The 17098-nt window shown below is 60.4% G+C and carries 16 protein-coding genes; 6 read left to right on the top strand and 10 right to left on the bottom strand.

Going from position 1 to position 17098, the window contains the following annotated elements:
• Nucleotides 1-46 precede the first annotated feature (46 nt).
• A complete protein-coding gene (locus F550_RS0106340) occupies nt 47-1258 on the top strand; it encodes an OmpA family protein (RefSeq protein ID WP_026180612.1) in 1212 nt (403 codons plus the stop codon).
• A 201-nt stretch (nt 1259-1459) separates the two neighbouring features.
• Here the strand turns inward: F550_RS0106340 and F550_RS0106335 are convergent, their stop codons facing one another.
• The 4 genes from F550_RS0106335 to F550_RS0106320 all read right to left on the bottom strand — a co-directional run bounded on the left by F550_RS0106335 (nt 1460) and on the right by F550_RS0106320 (nt 6917).
• Nucleotides 1460-3628, bottom strand: coding sequence for a S9 family peptidase (locus F550_RS0106335; RefSeq protein WP_018147693.1), 2169 nt, complete (start codon nt 3626-3628; stop codon nt 1460-1462).
• Nucleotides 3629-3790: 162 nt separating this feature from the next.
• Nucleotides 3791-4213, bottom strand: a complete 423-nt coding sequence (gene msrB / locus F550_RS0106330) for a peptide-methionine (R)-S-oxide reductase MsrB (RefSeq protein ID WP_018147692.1) — start codon at nt 4211-4213, stop codon at nt 3791-3793.
• A gap of 92 nt (nt 4214-4305) precedes the next feature.
• The gene (locus F550_RS0106325) at nt 4306-6243 is read right to left on the bottom strand and encodes a midas domain-containing protein (RefSeq protein ID WP_018147691.1); all 1938 of its coding nucleotides are present in this window, start codon (nt 6241-6243) and stop codon (nt 4306-4308) included.
• A 218-nt stretch (nt 6244-6461) separates the two neighbouring features.
• Nucleotides 6462-6917, bottom strand: a complete 456-nt coding sequence (locus F550_RS0106320) for a MaoC family dehydratase (protein WP_018147690.1) — start codon at nt 6915-6917, stop codon at nt 6462-6464.
• A 199-nt stretch (nt 6918-7116) separates the two neighbouring features.
• Between F550_RS0106320 and F550_RS0106315 the strand changes: the two genes are divergently transcribed.
• Entirely contained in the window at nt 7117-7470 is a 354-nt protein-coding gene (locus F550_RS0106315; RefSeq protein ID WP_018147689.1) for a DUF4870 family protein, read from the top strand.
• 18 nt (nt 7471-7488) lie between these two features.
• Here F550_RS0106315 and F550_RS0106310 read toward each other — a convergent pair whose 3' ends face one another.
• Nucleotides 7489-9039, bottom strand: coding sequence for an acyl-CoA synthetase (locus F550_RS0106310; RefSeq protein ID WP_018147688.1), 1551 nt, complete (start codon nt 9037-9039; stop codon nt 7489-7491).
• A gap of 195 nt (nt 9040-9234) precedes the next feature.
• On the opposite strand from F550_RS0106310, the gene F550_RS0106305 reads away from it, so the two are divergent.
• Complete coding sequence (locus tag F550_RS0106305) at nt 9235-9603, top strand: hypothetical protein (protein WP_018147687.1); 369 nt, start codon at nt 9235-9237, stop codon at nt 9601-9603.
• A 34-nt stretch (nt 9604-9637) separates the two neighbouring features.
• Here the strand turns inward: F550_RS0106305 and F550_RS0106300 are convergent, their stop codons facing one another.
• The 4 genes from F550_RS0106300 to F550_RS0106285 all read right to left on the bottom strand — a co-directional run bounded on the left by F550_RS0106300 (nt 9638) and on the right by F550_RS0106285 (nt 12500).
• Complete coding sequence (locus F550_RS0106300) at nt 9638-10558, bottom strand: sterol desaturase family protein (RefSeq protein ID WP_018147686.1); 921 nt, start codon at nt 10556-10558, stop codon at nt 9638-9640.
• 114 nt (nt 10559-10672) lie between these two features.
• Nucleotides 10673-11629, bottom strand: coding sequence for a sterol desaturase family protein (locus F550_RS0106295; protein WP_018147685.1), 957 nt, complete (start codon nt 11627-11629; stop codon nt 10673-10675).
• Nucleotides 11630-11680: 51 nt separating this feature from the next.
• Nucleotides 11681-11818, bottom strand: coding sequence for a hypothetical protein (locus F550_RS19110; protein ID WP_156807842.1), 138 nt, complete (start codon nt 11816-11818; stop codon nt 11681-11683).
• Nucleotides 11781-12500: a hypothetical protein gene (locus F550_RS0106285; RefSeq protein ID WP_156807841.1), complete on the bottom strand. Its 720-nt coding sequence runs from the start codon at nt 12498-12500 to the stop codon at nt 11781-11783. Before F550_RS0106285 ends, F550_RS19110 begins: the two co-directional genes overlap by 38 nt.
• A gap of 186 nt (nt 12501-12686) precedes the next feature.
• On the opposite strand from F550_RS0106285, the gene F550_RS0106280 reads away from it, so the two are divergent.
• Nucleotides 12687-13607, top strand: coding sequence for a crotonase/enoyl-CoA hydratase family protein (locus F550_RS0106280; RefSeq protein WP_018147682.1), 921 nt, complete (start codon nt 12687-12689; stop codon nt 13605-13607).
• 69 nt (nt 13608-13676) lie between these two features.
• Here F550_RS0106280 and F550_RS0106275 read toward each other — a convergent pair whose 3' ends face one another.
• Nucleotides 13677-15119, bottom strand: coding sequence for an MFS transporter (locus F550_RS0106275; RefSeq protein ID WP_018147681.1), 1443 nt, complete (start codon nt 15117-15119; stop codon nt 13677-13679).
• 183 nt (nt 15120-15302) lie between these two features.
• Here F550_RS0106275 and F550_RS0106270 point away from each other — a divergent pair, with 183 nt between their 5' ends.
• Both F550_RS0106270 and F550_RS0106265 read left to right on the top strand, forming a co-directional pair.
• Nucleotides 15303-15767 (top strand): hypothetical protein, encoded by a 465-nt coding sequence (locus tag F550_RS0106270; RefSeq protein ID WP_018147680.1) that lies wholly within the window; start codon nt 15303-15305, stop codon nt 15765-15767.
• Nucleotides 15768-15853: 86 nt separating this feature from the next.
• A complete protein-coding gene (locus F550_RS0106265; protein WP_018147679.1) occupies nt 15854-17077 on the top strand; it encodes a DUF2336 domain-containing protein in 1224 nt (407 codons plus the stop codon).
• Nucleotides 17078-17098 lie beyond the last annotated feature (21 nt).

Genomic DNA, 17098 nt, shown 5'->3' with positions numbered 1-17098 from the left:
GGTCGGTGAGCAATAGTGCTCATGCGGCTCACAATAGGGGATGAGTATGAAAAGAACTCTTATGTGCGCGACAGCCGCGGCCGCCTTGGCGTCTGCGATGTCCGTTGCTAACGCTCAGGACGGCTGGTATGGCCGCGCCGATTTGGGCTACAGCTTTGATGGTGAGCTCGACAGCGATCCACCAAGAAACGTTCCGCTGACACTCGGCGGCGACCAGGAGATTTCCGGCGACGGCCTCCTTGGTGCCCAGCTTGGCCTTGGTTACGGTTTCGGCAACGGCTTCCGTCTTGAAACCACGTTCGGATACCGCGGCGGTCAGCTCGATCCTTCCCGCGTCATCAATGGTGCGGCCGTTGCTACGGTCCCGTCCGGCTTCGATCTGGGCTATGCACCAGGCGGCAGCGGCAACGTCGATATCTATGACCTGATGTTCAACGGCCTTTACGACTTCAACCCGAATGGCGTTGTTCAGCCATACATCGGTGCTGGTATCGGTATGGCCAAAGTCAACGCTCGCGCGACCAACTTCCGCGCTGGTGTCGTGACGCCCGGTGGCATCCAGACGTATGACGCCAACGGCTTCAACGACGACGACTCGGGTCTTGCCTATCAGGCACTGGCCGGTATCGGCTATGACATGACCGAGCGTCTGACGCTTGATCTTGGCTACAAGTACTTCATGGTTGAGAGCCTCGACTTCGACGGTCAAGGTCCTCGCGGCGGCGCCGTTCCTTATGAAGGCACTTACAGCGATCACTCAGTGACCGTTGGTCTGCGGTATCAGTTCGCTGCACCAGCAGCGCCACCACCACCACCGCCTCCGCCACCACCGCCACCACCACCACCGCCACCACCACCGCCTCCGCCACCACCGCCACCACCACCACCGCCACCACCGTCGTGCTCGACGCTGAACCAGGCGTTCGTGGTCTACTTCGAGTGGGACAAGTCGAACATCACCAGCCAAGCTTCGGCAGTGATCGACCAGGCAGTTGCGAACATTCGTGGCCGTCAGGAATGTGCGCCGAACTCGGTGACCATCGTTGGTCACACCGATACGTCGGGTGCTCAGTCCTACAACGCTCGTCTTTCGGAGCGTCGTGCCGGTGCAGTTGCAAGCGCTCTTAACGAGCGTGGCATCCCATCCAGCATGATCACCACCGAAGGCCGTGGCGAAAACGATCTGGCGAAACAGACCCGCGACGGCGTTCGCGAGCCTCTGAACCGTCGTTCGGAAGTCACGATCATCGTTCGCTAGTCGATCTGATCTGACACATGAATTGATGATGGCCCGGCAGAGATGCCGGGCCATTTTCGTTGGGGCGTCAGAAATCGTTTGATACAGCGCGGGCCGTCCACGCTGCCGTCAGAAAAAAAGCGCCGGCCCCTTTAATAGGGACCGGCGCTTTCGTTTTGATTGTCTGACTTCAAACGCGTGGGTAAGAGGCGATCAAACAGGCTATTCGGCCTCGCTTGCGGACCGGGAAATATCGTAGTCATCGACCAGACCGACACTCGCCAGCGCGAACGCATATTCGATCGCTGTTTCTTTCAGCCCTTCGAAACGTCCTGTGGAGCCGCCATGTCCGGCATCCATATTGATCCGCAGATAATAGGGCCCCGCATCAGGCGCTTCATTGCGAAGCTGCGCCGCCCATTTCGACGGTTCCCAATAGGTGACACGCGGATCTGAAAGCCCGCCCGTGATCAGCATGGCCGGATAATCCTTGTCGCCGACATTCTCGTACGGGCTGTAAGCCATGATGGTGTCATAGGCGGCCTCATCCGTGATGGGATTGCCCCATTCGGGCCATTCCGGCGGTGTCAGGGGCAGGCTGTCGTCTGACATCGTATTGATGACATCGACGAATGGGACGGCAGCGATAATGCCGCCGAACATTTCCGGATCCATATTCGCTGCCGCGCCCATGAGCAGGCCGCCAGCGGATCCGCCATGACCAACAACACGGCCCTCGGCGCCATATCCCTGCTCGACAAGATAGCGTCCGGCGGACACGTAGTCCTTGAAAGTATTGTCTTTCTTCTCGAGCTTGCCATCAAGATACCATTGGTAGCCCTTGGCCTGAGATCCCCGGACATGAGCGATCGCGTAAATGAAACCACGATCGACAAGCGACAGGCGTGAAGTCGAGAAACTCGCTGGAATAGTGATACCGTAGGATCCATACCCATAGAGCAGGAGGGGCGCAGAGCCATCGACCGGCGTATCGGCACGCCGCAGAATGGTGACCGGGACCGTCTCGCCGTCCCAGGCCGGGGCCATGATCCGCTCGACAACATAGTCGTCCGGATTATGCCCGGACGGCACTTCCCGTGTCTTGCGCAGGACGCGCTCGCGCGTCGCCATGTCATAATCGAAGACCTGATCTGGCCTCGCGGGCGAGGCATAGTCATAGCGCATGATGGTCGACTCATATTCGCCCGACCCAAGTCCGAGATCGTAGGCGCTTTCGTCCATTTCGATCGCATGCTCGTTTCCATCGGCGCGCTCGCGCACCACAATACGGGGCAGGGCATTAGCCCGCTCAAGCCGGACTAGATGATCTTTATACGGGTCGAGGCCAAGCACGAGCGTTCCTGGACGATGGGGGATGACTTCTTCCCAGTCCTCGCGTCCCGGATTATCGATCGGCGCCTTCATGACCTTGAAGTCCACGGCCCCATCGGCGTTCGTCAGGATGTAGAAAGCATCGTCCCAGTGGACGACGGAGTATTCCTCGTCGTCACGGCGGGGCGCGATGAGAGCAGGCTCAGGCGCTGCTGCGTCTGCAGGGAAGAACCAGACTTCACCAGATGTGTGCCCGCCGGTTTCGATGAAGATGAAGTCTTCAGATTCCGATTTTCCGACGCCGACAAAGAAGCCGGGGTCCTCTTCGCGATAGATTTCAACGTCTTCGCCTGTGGAAAGATTGCGCTGAAACACAGCGGTCGGGCGGCCATTTTCGTCGCGTTCCACCCAGTAAAGAAGGTTCGAATCAGCGCCCCATTCAAAGCTGCCATACGTGCCCTCGATCGGCGCGCCTATGGATTCCCCGGTTTCAATATCGCGTACGCTGATCGTGTAATACTCGCTGCCCTGCGTATCGATGGCAGAGGCGAGGCGCTTATGGTCGGGCGATTGATCCAGTCCGCGGATCGAGAAGTAGGATTTGCCTTCCGCTTCCTTGTCGCCGTCGAACAGCACGGTTTCCGGCGCATCGGTCTCGAAGGCCTGCTCGGCCGGCTTGCGCGCCAGGATCGGATATTCTCCGCCCTCGCGGTAGCGCACATAATAGGCGTATGGCCCGTCTTTCGCCGGCACCGAGCTGTCATCCTCCTTGATGCGGCCGCGCATCTCGCTCACGAGCGTCTCGCGCAGGCTATCGGTCGGATCTTCGAGCGCGGCCTTGGTGTAGGCGTTTTCCGCTTCGAGGTATTCGCGGATGTCCTCGCGCAGGACAGACGGATCGCGCATCACCTGCTGCCAGTTCTCGTCCTTCATCCACTGATAGGCGTCGACCCGTTTGCGGCCGACCTGTTCTATCTCCACCGGCTCGCGTTTTGCCGAAGGCGGCGTCAAGGCGGTCTCATTTCCGGCGGTCAGTTTTGCCGTGGCAGTTTCATTCATATTGGTTTGGCTCTGGTCAGATTGGGGTGTGCACCCTGTAAGAAGGGCGGCACTTGCAGCGCTCGCCAGAAGATAGCTTAGACGCATGGATTCGGGGCTCCGGTTCACATAGAGAAACGAAGACCCTAGTCCCGGTGCCAATGCTGTCTAGCGAAAGCCGGCTCAGGCAGGTTTAAAATTGAGAACGACACCATTGATGCACCAGCGCTCACCCGTTGGCGGCGGGCCATCCTTGAAAACATGGCCCATATGAAGCCCGCACGTGGCGCAATGGCACTCCTTGCGCGGCATGATCATCTTGAAATCGGTTTTGGTGTCGACGGCTGTCTCGCGAACCGGCTTGTAGAAGCTCGGCCAGCCGGTGCCGGAATCAAACTTGTGCTCGGATGACCAGAGCGGGGTATCGCACCCGACACAGTGATACAGCCCATCGCGCTTTTCGTCATTGTGGTTGCCAGGCGAGAAAGCGCGTTCGGTGCCGTCTTTGACGCCGACGTGAAACTGTTCGTCCGTCAGAAGCTCACGCCATTCAGCATTGGAACGGCTGACGCGTTTGAAATTGTCTGCGGGCTTGGGTGGCAGCATGTCTTGGCACTCCTGTCTCGAGGTCTTGTCTTCGAGATATGGGGTCGAGCGCCGCTTTCAACAGCGCCCACCCACAGGCAAGGTCCGAAAGCTCAGTCGCCAGCGAGTTTCAGCCCCCCCGTCTGCCATGCCGCCAGGCAATCATTGGCGTCATGAAACGTATCTTCGGCAAGAAGCGGCGTACTTGTCATACCCTCGCCAGCAAAGCGCGGGTCGTCACATTCGCCATCATTGGCCCACTGGCTCTCATTGTCGCCAAAATTGATGCCGTTGAAGAAAATCCCTTCATCGGCGTCGATCGCGGTCTCGCTTGTCTCGCTTGTGCCAGCGTCGACTGCGCTTGATGGAAGCTCCTCGGTCTCGTCCGTGTCGGGCTCATCCGCGCCGGGGACAAATTCGTCTTTCTTGTCTCCATTGGCTGCTTCGGCGGTCTCGCGAAGTTCAAGCCGACCCGCCTCAAAGGCGCCCCGGCAATCGGTCGCGTCGCGGCCAATATCGTCCTCGATGAGCGCGGTCGATGTCATGCCCTCGCCGGTGAAGCGGGCGTCGTCACACTCGCCGTCCAAGGCAAACTCGCTGGTGTCGTCGCCAAAATCGATGCCGTCGCCTGATACTTGTTCAGCATCGGTCTCGACCGTTCCAACGTCATCCGCGCCGACTGTGTCGTCACCGGTTTCTGGTTCCGCGTCTGGATCAGCCGCTTCGATGTCATCTTCAGGGGTGGCTTCATCGTCGTCAGACGCGGCCTCCGACTGCTCGTCCACATCGGTTTCAACCGGGGCTTCGGCGTCCAGCCCGTCTTCGCTCACCGTATCAGCATCGTCGGCCGCTTCTTCAAGATCGACTTCGTCTGTCTCGTCGGTTGCGTCGTCTGCGTTCTCTTCGGAAAGGGCCGTCTCGTCGCCAGCACCGGCTTCATCAAGTGTTGCCTCGTCTTCCGGGGCGCCGGTCTCAGCGTCAGATGCCTCGACTTCGTCAGTGGTTTCGTCCTCGGTGGCAGGGTCGACGGCAGCGTCCTCGTCCATATCCGAAGCCGGCTCTTCTTCAACAGGCGCATCATCAATTTCAGTGTCGATCTCTGCTTCGGCGCCGGTCTCTGCTTCAATCTCTGCCTCTGGTTCAGCCAGCCCAGGGGTCTCGTCGCCAGAAACCTCGTCTTCTTCGCCCTCGGCGATGTCAGACGCGTCAGTCATATCCTCTTCCGAGGTCAGATCGACGTCAGCCTCGTCCGTCTGCTCGGCATCTTCAGCAGCTGGCTCTTCGTCTACGACCTCTGGTTCGACCTCTGTGTCTGCCTCTGCCTCTGCCGCATCGTCCGCAAGCAACTCATCTGACGTTTCTTCAGCGGTGTCTGAGTCTTGGACGGCGACACCGGCGTCCTCATCGACCTCAGCTTCAATGGCCAGCGTCGCATCGTCTTCGGCGTCGTCGCCCGTTTCAGCGTCTACGCCCGCGTCAGAAGCGGCGTCCTCGCCGGCGTCTTCAGTGCCTGTGTCAGAGGCGTCTTCGACGGCATCGACAGCAATATCCTCGTTCGTTGCGGTGTCATCTTCAGCCGCGACGTCTGCCGCATCGTCCTCGACCTCAGCTTCGGCGTCGATTTCAGCTTCCGCGTCGCCCTCAACCTCAGCCTCTGCCTCTTCCTCGTCCAGGTCGGCGTCAGCGTCGGTACCCTCTGCCTCGCTTGCCTCTTCCAGATCAACAACCTCGCCTGCATCTTCGACCTCAGCCTCAGCCTCAGCCTCCTCGACCTCAGCCTCTTCAACCGTCTCAGCCGGCACGATCAGCGTGATGTCACCCGCGTCAAACGCAGCCTCGCAATCAGCCGCATCATTGAGAAGGGCGTCATCAACCGGGGTTTCGGCCATGCCTGCTCCCTCAAAGCGCGGGTCGCTGCAGACATCATCGCCAGCAAAAGCTTCTGCCGTCATGCCAAAATCGGGACGGTCAACCGCCTGGGCCAGGGCGGGCAGGGCGAGCAGCGCCATGGCGCTTGTCGAAAGGAAAAGGGACTTTGGTTTGAGATACATGGTCGGGACCCTTCTTGGGAGGCGCAATCGATAAAGCTATCCGACATCAGACAGCCAGCAACAAACACTTCCCTTCACAAGCGACGCACGACATGTGCCCCGCGGACAATCTTCCAGCTGGCAAACTGCAAGATTTATACCTTAACGCTTAAATCGGTCGAAAAAAGGGCTGGCAGTAAAGACCGCCAGCCCCTTGTTCATAGGCATTTTAAGCGGCTCTAACCGTAAACGACGGTCAGCGTCTCAGCCACCAGCGCCGGGCGCTCCTGGCCTTCGACCTCGATGGTCGCTTCCATACGGGTCTGCTTGCCGCCCGCCTTTGGTTCAACGGCAAGGCATTTCTGGCGCAGACGCACCTTGGAGCCGACAGGCACCATATTGGTGAAACGGACCTTGTCGGAGCCGTAATTGATGCCGCGCGTGGTGCCTTCGATACGCATGACCTGCGCACCCAGCATCGGCAGCAGGGAGAGGGTCAGGAAGCCATGCGCGATCGGGCCGCCCATTTCCTTCGTCGCACGCTCGACATCGACGTGGATCCACTGATGATCGCCGGTCGCGTCTGCGAACTTGTTGACGCGGTCCTGATCGATCAGGACCCAGTCGGACACGCCAACCTCCTTGCCGACCATGGATTCAAGATCGTCATAGTGAACTTTCGTTGGATCAGCCATATTCTCTGGTTTCCTTCCTGATGTGCTGGATATGTTTTGTTGGGCGTACTTTTGCGGAAACTGGACGACAATCGCAAGCCTTGGCGCAACGGGAAGCCGATTGTTTCAAGTGGAAAGGCCAGCCCAGGTGTCTCTTGCGCTCATACGGAAGAGGCGGCAGCGTAGGCGCCTACCAACCCGCCGAATGAGAGGTGCCCCAATGTCCGACCCCATAGTGACAGTCGATCCCGGTCAGAAGGGGAATGCCAACCTCGTCTATATTCTCTATCTTTGCAGCTTCCTGATCGGTGTTTCGGCTCTCGTTGGCGTGGTGATGGCCTATGTCGGGAAAAGCACCGCCTCGCCGCTGGTCCAGTCGCATTACGAAAACCAGATCAACATCTTCTGGAAGATGTTCCTCTTCATGGTGATCGGCGCGGTCCTGACGCTCCTCGTCGTGGGAATCCTGATTATCCTCGCCGCGATCGTCTGGTACGTTATCCGCGTCGTCAAAGGGATGCAGGCGCTTTCATCTGGCGAGATAATTACAAACCCGGAAAGCTGGGGCATCTAGGACGCCCCAGCCCAGGGCCTAGACGATGGTCGTTTCGGTCTTGCCCCAATACCGGTCGCGCACCAGACGCTTGTAAAGCTTGCCGGTCGGGTGGCGCGGCAGGTCCGGATCGAAGTCGACCGTCTTCGGGCATTTGATCTTGGCCAGCTGCGAGCGGCAATACTCCAGAAGCTCTTCCTTCAGGGCCTCGTCAGCCGGTATGCCTTCGGCAGGCTGGACAACCGCTTTCACCTCTTCGCCGAACTCGTCATTCGGGACGCCGATGACGGCGACATCAGCCACTTTCGGGTGGGTGATCAGCACGTTCTCGGCTTCCTGCGGATAGATGTTCACGCCGCCGGAAATGATCATGAACGCCTTGCGGTCCGTCAGATAGAGAAAGCCATCCTCGTCCAGCCGCCCGACATCACCCAGCGTCGACCATTCGGCGTTCTTCGGGTTAAGCGCGTCTTTCGTCTTGTCAGGGTCGTTGTGATAGGTCGGCGGTGTGGTGCCGCCATAATAGATCGTCCCGGCCTCGCCGACGGGCAGTTCATTGCCGTCCTCGTCGCAGATGTGCAGCTCCCCCATGACCGGCAGGCCGACAGAGCCCTTATGGCCGAGCCACTGCTCGGAATTGATCCAGGTCATGCCATTGCCCTCGGAGCCGGCATAATATTCCTCGATCACCGGACCCCACCATTCGATCATCTGCTCCTTGACCGGGATCGGGCAGGGGGCAGCGGCATGGATGGCGGCGCGCAGCGAGGACACATCATATTTCTCGCGTACGTCCTTGGGAAGTTTGAGCATTTTGACGAACATCGTCGGCACGAGTTGGGTGTGCGTCACCTTGTATTTCTCGACCAGCTGGAGGTATTTCTCCGGGTCGAACTTCTCCATGATGACCAGCGTGGCGCCCATGCGCGTGAACGACATGCACCAGCGAAGCGGCGCCGCGTGATAGAGCGGCGCGGGCGACAGGTAGACCATGTCATCGCCCTGCGCCTTGGCGAGAAGCTGGGCGAGCTGCACCAGCACGCTTGGCTCATCGATCGGTATATCGCGCTCAAGCGGCGGCCGAATGCCTTTCGGACGGCCCGTCGTGCCGGAGGAATAGAGCATGTCCGTACCCATCATCTCATCTGAGATCGGCGTGACGGGCTTGTTCTTGCAGAGGTCTTCCAGCTGCTGATAGCCGAAGATCTCGCCATCGATGGACCAGTAGGCATCCAGCTTGGTCGTGGCGTTCACTTCGGTGGCCACACTGCTGAGAGACGCCGACGCAATCACGATGCGCGCCCCGGAATCAGAGAGGATGTATTCCACTTCCGGCGCCGTCAGACGCGAAGAGATACAGACATAATAAAGACCAGAGCGCTGCGCGGCCCAGGCGATCTCGAAATAGCGCGCGCTGTTTTCCGCGAAGATCGCAATCGTGTCGCCGGCCTTGATGCCATGATCGCGGAATAGATGCGCCATCTGGTTGGAGCGCTCTTCAAGCTGCTTGAACGTCACCGTTTCACCGGACCCGCCCATGATATAGGCGGGGTGGTCTGGCTTGGACTTGGCAAAATGGCTTGGATGCATTCGGGGCCTCTCCTGTTTGAATGAGCGCGCTCTCGGTCCATGCCGGGCGGGCATTGTGGCTTTGTCGAGGTTTCTATCAAGCAGGTATGGCGCGTCCATGCCCAACGTAGCGGAAACTGGCGCGCTCCCGCGCACCTCCCATGCGGACAAATTCAATTCGTCCCACCCGGACCAGCCTGTGGTTCAATCTTCGTCATGACACGCGACTTCGTTCTTGGCATTCTTGGAAAGCTTCCGGTCTGGCTCTGGCCGGTCTTTCTCTGGGATGTCGCGATCTGGCGCCGCTGGCTGGCAACCCTGCCTGAGGAAACCGCGGGCCTGCTAATTCTCGCTGTCACGCGCGGCGGCCGCATCGTCGTGGCCAATTACTTCGACGCCGACAAACCGGCTCCAGCTGACTGGACGCGCCATGCACCGCGGGCCCCGTGGCTCAATCTTGAAGGTGGATACCCTGACGGCGTCTGCGGCGAGACGCATTCTGCGCATGCGCACGCCTCTCCGGCGGCGCGCCCCCTTGGCACTAACCCCTCGCGCGCAGGGCCGGCTTTCATCGACACCGGGTGACCGGGCTCTCTCAAAAAGCCAGCGCTTTACGCCGTCAGTCCCGCCGGGCCTGCGGCCGGTCGCGCTGCGCGCGCTGCCAGTGCGCACGCACGTCCACGCTCCGCATATGATTGCCGTCCGGGCTCCAGCCAGGCGCGTTCACGGCGCGTCTCGCCCAGGTGCGCGGGCGAAAGCCGTCGCCTGCGCAATCTCTGAGGAGGGCCGCCGCCTCATGGAAGGCCACCTTGATGGGGTTGGTGGAATTGAGCGGCTTGAAAATCCCGTAATGTGGGCGTTCCTCGGCCCGTTCGGCCTCGAACGTGCCGAACAGCCTGTCCCAGATGATCAGCGTGCCACCAAAATTGCGGTCCAGATAGCGCGGATTCGTGGCGTGATGGACGCGGTGGTGGCTGGGCGTGTTGAAGATGAGTTCATACCAGCCCGGCAGCCGGCCGATCGCCTCGGTATGGATCCAGAACTGATAGGCAAGGTGAAACGCCGATGCGAGGACGATCCATGCAGGGGAAAAGCCGATCAGCACCATCGGAATCCCGCTGAAGACAAGGCCGGTCAGCGGCCCGGTCCAGGGCTGGCGCAAGGCGGTGGCCAAATTGTAGTCGGGACTGGAATGATGCGTCACATGCTCGGCCCACATGGCGCGGGTCATATGCCCCAACCGGTGCTTCCAGTAATAGAAGAAGTCATAGATGAGCATCACCACCGGAAAGAACAGCCAGGTGTCCGGCATGTCCCAGATGTGAAGGTCGCAGATAGATTTCAGCACCCAGAGCGACAGAAGCGCCGTGGCCGAATTGATCGCCACATTGCCGATCCCCATGCAGACTGAAGTCAGCGCATGGCGGGCGTCGTAACGCCCCCGGGCGCGTCCGGTACTGACCGCCCACCACTCCGTTGCAATGGCAAGGCCAACAACCGGCAGGGCGAGGATCGAAAGGGAGGGAAGATTGTCGATCATGCTTCTGGCGCTGGCGGTCCCGCTTTTAGCGATTGGGACCGTTGCTACCGGCTATCGGCCAGGATGGCGAGGGCCGGGACTGCGACCATTCGGCCGCCCGGGCGAGATAGACGCCTATTCGGCAGCCGATGGCAGGTCTGGCTGTCGACGCGGCATGTCCTCCCCGGGCGCAGCCGCGCCGGCCTGCGCCGCCGCCCAGGCCGCTCTGATGTCCTCGCTGCGATTATGATTGCCGTCAGGGCTCCAGCCGGGCGGATTGATGGCGCGCCCAAGCCAGCGCAGAGGTTTTAAGCCGTCCCGGCGGCAGTCAGCCACAAGGCCACCTGCTTCATGGAAGGCGATGGTCACTGGATTATAGCTGCCGAGCGGTTTGACGATGCCATAGGTCGGCGGTTCGTCTTCGCGCTCTTCGACGAAGCTTCCGAACATCTTGTCCCACACAATGAAGACACCGGCATAATTGGCATCGAGATAGCGCGGGTTGGTCGCGTGGTGGACGCGGTGATGCGACGGCGTGTTCATCACGGCTTCGAACCAGCCCGGCATCCGGCCAATGGATTCGGTGTGGATCCAGAACTGGTAGAGAAGGTTCAGTCCGCCCGCGAAGAAGATGAAGAGCGGGTGGAAGCCGATCAGGACCAGCGGCAGGCCAAGCAGGATAAGCCCTGTGAACGGGCCGAACCATGGCTGGCGCAGCGCGGTAGTGAGATTGTAATGGGTCGAGGAATGGTGGGTGACATGCTCCATCCAGAACCAGCGCACCCGGTGGGCGAGGCGATGCTTCCAGTAATAGGTAAAGTCATAGGCGACAAAGAGGAGAATAAAGCTCCACCAGGTGACCGGTATCTCCATCAGGCGGAACGGCCAGACCAGCATCATCATCCAGAGCGTGATTGCCCCGGTCAGCGTGTTCACGACGAGGTTGCCGACCCCCATCGCCATCGAGGCCACGGCGTCCTTTGTTTCATAGCGCCCGCCGGCCCGGCCGGACTTCACCGCCCACCACTCCCAGATAACCGCCAGCACGAAGGCTGGGGCTGCAAGTGTGGTCGGGGAAGGAAATTCAGGCATGGGCGCTTTCGTTCGGGGCGGGTCAGTTCGCGGTCGCGGCGCCGTCCTTTTTTAGATCGTGCCAGCTTTCATCACGAAGTCCACATCGGCCAGCAGCTCAATATACTCGAGCGGGTCGACAGACATGCAGGATGGTTGCGAGGAAATCAGGTCAGCCGCACCCGGCGCCAGCATAGACGAATTGCTCATCCTGTTTGAGTATCCAGGACCAGTCGCCATCATGGCTGACCTCGCACCAGACTTCCTCATCGATCATGCTTTCGGTGCAGTTGCGCACCTCCATGCAGACCCGCGGTTCAATCTGGCCTTCAATCGAGGAGTTGAGGCTCCCCATGAAGCGCTTGTTCATTCGCGCCCGGGTCTCGATCGGCAGAAGGTCGAACCGGCTGCCGGGCAGGCCAAGATCGTGATCCTGCGCGCACTGTCCGGTGTCGTAATAGCGCACGCAGTCCGCGGTGGCTGTTTTGCCGAAACCGGCCGCGCCGCGATTCGGCGCAGGGGCCCGGCGCGGACGTTCTGGCGGCGGGGCGCGCCTGGCTGGTTCGCTGCCCATGACGCTCATCGTGACTGCATCGCCATCGCCGATGATGCCGGTGTATCCGGCGCCTTCAGGTGTGACGGCCATGAGGATATCGCCATGCGCGCCAAGGAAGCGGACCGTCCCCCTGTCGCCAACAGCGTAACGCTCGAAGGGCCCGACGCGGCAACCCTGGTCGAGATGGTCGATCATGCCCTGTCCGATCCGGTTTTCGTCTTCCACAAGGACGACCCGGCAGACATCGCTATAGGCCTCAATGCCCCAGACCGTTTGCGCCGATGCCGTTGCTGCCAACCCAGCTGCCGCCATGAACATGATTGAAAGCCGCTTCATCTATGCCCCCTATACCCCTGTAATCGAACATTTTGCCGTATTTCGAAGAGCATATTGTCCACCAGCGCGCAAGTTGCCCGCGCCGGGTTTCGCAACGACACTTCGTCGAAAACCTGCTTGACGAACGCCGGGGAAGCCCGCCTCTGTGGGCGCCAAGACCGTAGCAAAAAAAGGGAGACACGTCCGATGAGCGCGACCGTGATCAAGGAATTCGAACAGATCAAACTGGAGAAGGAAGACGGCATTGCCATCCTCACCCTTCACCGCCCGGAGAAGATGAATGCCTTCACCGGCAAGATGATGATGGAAATGATCGCCGCCTTCGATGAGACCGACAAGGATGACGACATCAAGGTCGTTATCGTGACCGGCTCTGGCGAGCGCGCCTTCTGCGCCGGCGCGGACCTCTCCGAAGGGGCCAAGACCTTCGACTATGACGCACGTGCGGCATCCGGTGAGGCAGGCCGTTCCACCTCCGAGGACGTCCAGCGTGATGGCGGCGGGCGCGTCACGCTTCGCATCTTCGAAAGCCTGAAACCGGTCATTGGCGCCATCAATGGCGCGGCTGTCGGGATCGGTGTGACAATGCAGCTGCCGATGGATGTCCGCCTCGCGTCTGACAATGCCCGCTTCGGCTTTGTCTTCAACAAGCGCGGCATCAATCCGGAAGCCGCCTCGAGTTGGTTCCTGCCGCGCCTCGTCGGTATCTCGAAAGCGCTGGAGTGGTGCTACACAGGCCGGGTATTCCCGGCAGCCGAAGCGCTCTCTGGCGGTCTGGTTTCCGAAGTCGTGCCCCAGGCCGATCTGATGACGCGCGCGAAAGAGCTGGCCCGCGAGATCGCTGACAATACCGCGCCGGTTTCGAACGCCCTCACCCGTCACATGATGTGGCGCATGCTTGGCGCAGAGCATCCGATGGAAGCCCACATCGTCGACTCAGCCTCGATCTATGAGCGTGGCCAGTCGCCAGATGCCAAGGAGGGCGTGATGAGCTTCCTCGAAAAGCGCCCAGCCAAATATGAAGGCTCGGTCTCCAAGGATATGCCAAGCTTCTTCCCATGGTGGGACGAGAAGAAGTTCAAATGGATTTCCAAGAAGGGCGGCTGATCAGTCCCTCTGGTTTTAGAATAAAGGCTGCGAGCAGGACCCCTGTTCGCAGCCTTTTCTTTTGGGCCGTCAGCTCTTCTTTGCAGCCGGCACAGCGTGTTTCATGTTCCAGATCGGCGTGCGGGCCACCATCCAGACGATCAGGATTGTCATGCCGAGCGCTGGCACGACGGCGACCCGCTGGGGCTGTTCCGGAAAGAAGTCGATCAGCCAGCCCATGAGCGCTGCGCCAAACGGGGCGCCCGCCATGAAGCCGAGCTGATAGATCGACAGCACACGCGAGAGATGGTTCTTCGGTGCGGCATCCTGAACAATGGATCGGCTCATCGCGATCGAGATGCCGGCGGCGAGGCCCCAGACGAACACGATCATGAGGAAGACATAGTGCGGGGGCTTGGCCAGCATGATCAGGATGGCAAGCGAACCTAGAAGCTGCGCCGTCAGGAGAAGGCGCCCCTGCCGCTTGATATGGCGGAAGAGCGATAGCGTTACAGACGAAACGAAAGCGCCAAGCCAGAAGGTCACGAACATGTCGCGGATACCGTCCGACGAAAGGCCATAAATGTCCCGGTTGATGATTGGGAGGACCACGAGGAATGACCCGATCACGAAGATGCCGACGCCGAACATCAGGACGGTCATCGCCCAGAGCTTGCTATCGCCGATGACGACCGAGAAGCCTTCCTTGATGTCGCCATAGGCCGCGCCGAGCCCGGACCGGCCTGTCTTGACCCGCCGCCCGTGCGCAAGGAAGAGGGCAAATCCGGCGCCGAGGCCGACGATGATGCCCTGAAAGGCCAGAAGCTCCCAGCTGGGGATCGGCCCGATCGAGAACCCGCCTAGCCAGTCGGGCATGCGGGTCAGCTTGTCCGCATAGCCGCCGATGATCAGGCCAGCGATCTGTGCGGCGAACTGGGCAATGGTGGCAAAAGCGACCCCCTGTTGCAGCGTCACGTCCGAGCCAACCCGGGCTCGCCGGTCGACGACTTCATTGATGATGGAATCGCGCGCCGGCATCATGAAGGCCCCGACGGTGCCCATCGCGACGCCGTAAATGATCATATAGCCATAGACGAGATTTCCGGTGGCGATCACGAAGGCGAGTATGACCGCAGGAACGGCCGCCATCAGGTGAAGCAGCATCAGCAATGACTTGCCGGAGGCGCGCTCTGCGATCACACCGCCAAGCAGCAAGAAGACGACCGAAGGGCCAGAGAGCGCCATATTGGCAAGCCCGAGCTCTGTGCCGTCGAGGCCGAGCCGGTTTGTGATGAGATAAGGAAACAGCACCATCTGGAGCCCGAAGGCGGTAAACCAGCTGCACTGGATCAGGAGATAGGCAGGAAGCTCTGACTTTACGCGCCGATGGGTCCGGCGGCTGAACAGGTTGCGCGCTGTCAGTTCAACCGAAGCGCCAGCACTGGTCGCGCTATCGAGGCCACTTACGGGTGACTTGGCCTGTCCGGTCCGGTCATCCTGTAGGCTTTCAAGCTGGCGCTCGTCTTCTTCCATGCGTGACCCATTATCCTTCCCGGGAAGCCGGGACTGTACTTCGTGAAGTCTGCCAGAAAAGCAATTTTCCCCTCAGCGCTGCATTCACCTTATCAGAGTCGCCTATCACCCCCGGTGCCGTTGAGCTTTACCTCCCCCGGTCCTATCGTCGCCCGTCGTTCAAGATTCAGGGAGCCCCCGGACATGTTTGCAATGCGCCTTCTGGCGAGCTGGCTGTTCGCGGTCTTTCTGATCTTCGTCTATGTGAACGCGACCCTGCACCCATTGCCGAACCCGCCCGAAGGCTTTGTAAAGCTGTTCGATCGGCCGGGTGACAATGTCATCTTCCAGACAATGGTGAACAAGACAGGGATCGCGCTTCTGGAGCCGACAGGCCGTGTGGTGGTCGCTCTGTTCGAGCTACTGCTCTGCGTGCTCTTGTTCATTCCGGGTACGTGCCGGCTCGCCGCCGGGCTTTCGGTGATGCTGATGACGGGGGCGGTGACCCTGCATCTGATGCCGGACGTGCTGGGCCGGGAGCTGCCGGCATCGACCACCGTCTTTGAAAGCGAAACGGACTTTGGGCGGGTCTTTGCGCTTGCTGTGTCCATGCTGGCGGTGTCAGTGCTGCTTTTCTTTGTCCATCCAGAAAAGCGCGAGAGGCGTTAGGCGCGGGGGGCTTTCGCCATACGGCCTGTTAACCTGTCAGTGTCAGAGTTTGCCCTGATTATTGGAGCAAGCCGACCGGGCCAGTCATGTCAGACATCAAAAAGATGCCCGAAGCCATCCAGCCGAGACCGGAGGGATCGAATGGCGGGCGCGCCAGACGCCTCCTGTTGCGGCGGCTTATCGACTTTGTTGCGCTGCCTGCGACATCGGTCGCGCCGCAGGACCGGTCCATGGGCGGCGACATCCTGCTGGAAATGCTGTTCCATGCCTCGGTCGAGGACCGTGAATTCTGTGCCCGCAGGCTGCAGCTCAACAAGGAAGCGCCGCGCCGGCTGATGCGCTATCTCGCCATGGCCGATCTGGATGTGGCACGGCCGATCCTGGAAGCCAATGAGGGTTTCGATGCGGCCGATCTTGCCACGATTGCAGACCAGACAACGATCGATCACCGGCTGCTGATCGCCAACCGCAAGCGCATCGACCCCTGCGTGGCCGAAGCGCTCTGCGTGCGCGAAGAGGCCGCGGTACTGAAAGCGCTGGTGGTGAACAAGGGCGCCGACATTTCAGAGACCGGGATGGACATGCTCGTCCAGCACTCGCGCAAGATCGAAGGCCTGCCCGCCCTGTTGATCAAGCGGCTGGAGCTTATTCCCAGCCAGGCCATGGCCATGTTCTGGTGGGCGGACGGCGCAACGCGCCGCACGATCCTTCAACGGCAGGCGGCTGACCGGCTGGAGCTGGTCGATCTCTGCTCGGATGTCTTTGCTGTCGCGGCAGAAGAAAACTGGCAGGACCCGGTCGCGCGCAAAACGCTACAGCTCATCGAGCGGCGCCAGCGTAATCGCGCAGCGATCAAGAAGAGCCCGTTCGATAGTCTCGAGCATGCCATCGAAGTGGCTGCCGAGAAGGGGCTTACCCCGCATATCGCTCAGGAAATCGGCTTCCTCTCGGGCGTTAAGCCGGTGACGATTGCAAAAATCCTGAGCGACCCGGGCGGGGAGGGGCTTGCGGTGCTCTGCAAGGCCACCGGTCTCAAGCGTCCATATCTTGCGCATCTCTGGCACGCGCTGCGCCGTCCGATGGAAATCGATGACGGAACGGTCCACCCGCAATTTGCCTACATGTCGGAGACCTATGAGCTGCTTGCCGTGGCCAAGGCGCAGACCACGCTTCGCTATTGGAACTGGTCGCTATCCTCGTCCTATTCTCCGGGAAGGGCCGCGCCGGATGACCCGGATGCGACAGATTCGCCCAGCGATTCCCGTTTTTCCACGTCACGCCGGACAGCTCATCTGGTTTTCGGTGAGTAGACTGGAAGAGGGTCTGGTCAA

It is taken from the genome of Henriciella marina DSM 19595 (genome assembly GCF_000376805.1).
Classification (GTDB): domain Bacteria; phylum Pseudomonadota; class Alphaproteobacteria; order Caulobacterales; family Hyphomonadaceae; genus Henriciella; species Henriciella marina.
This window is presented reverse-complemented; position numbering and strand designations above follow the sequence as displayed.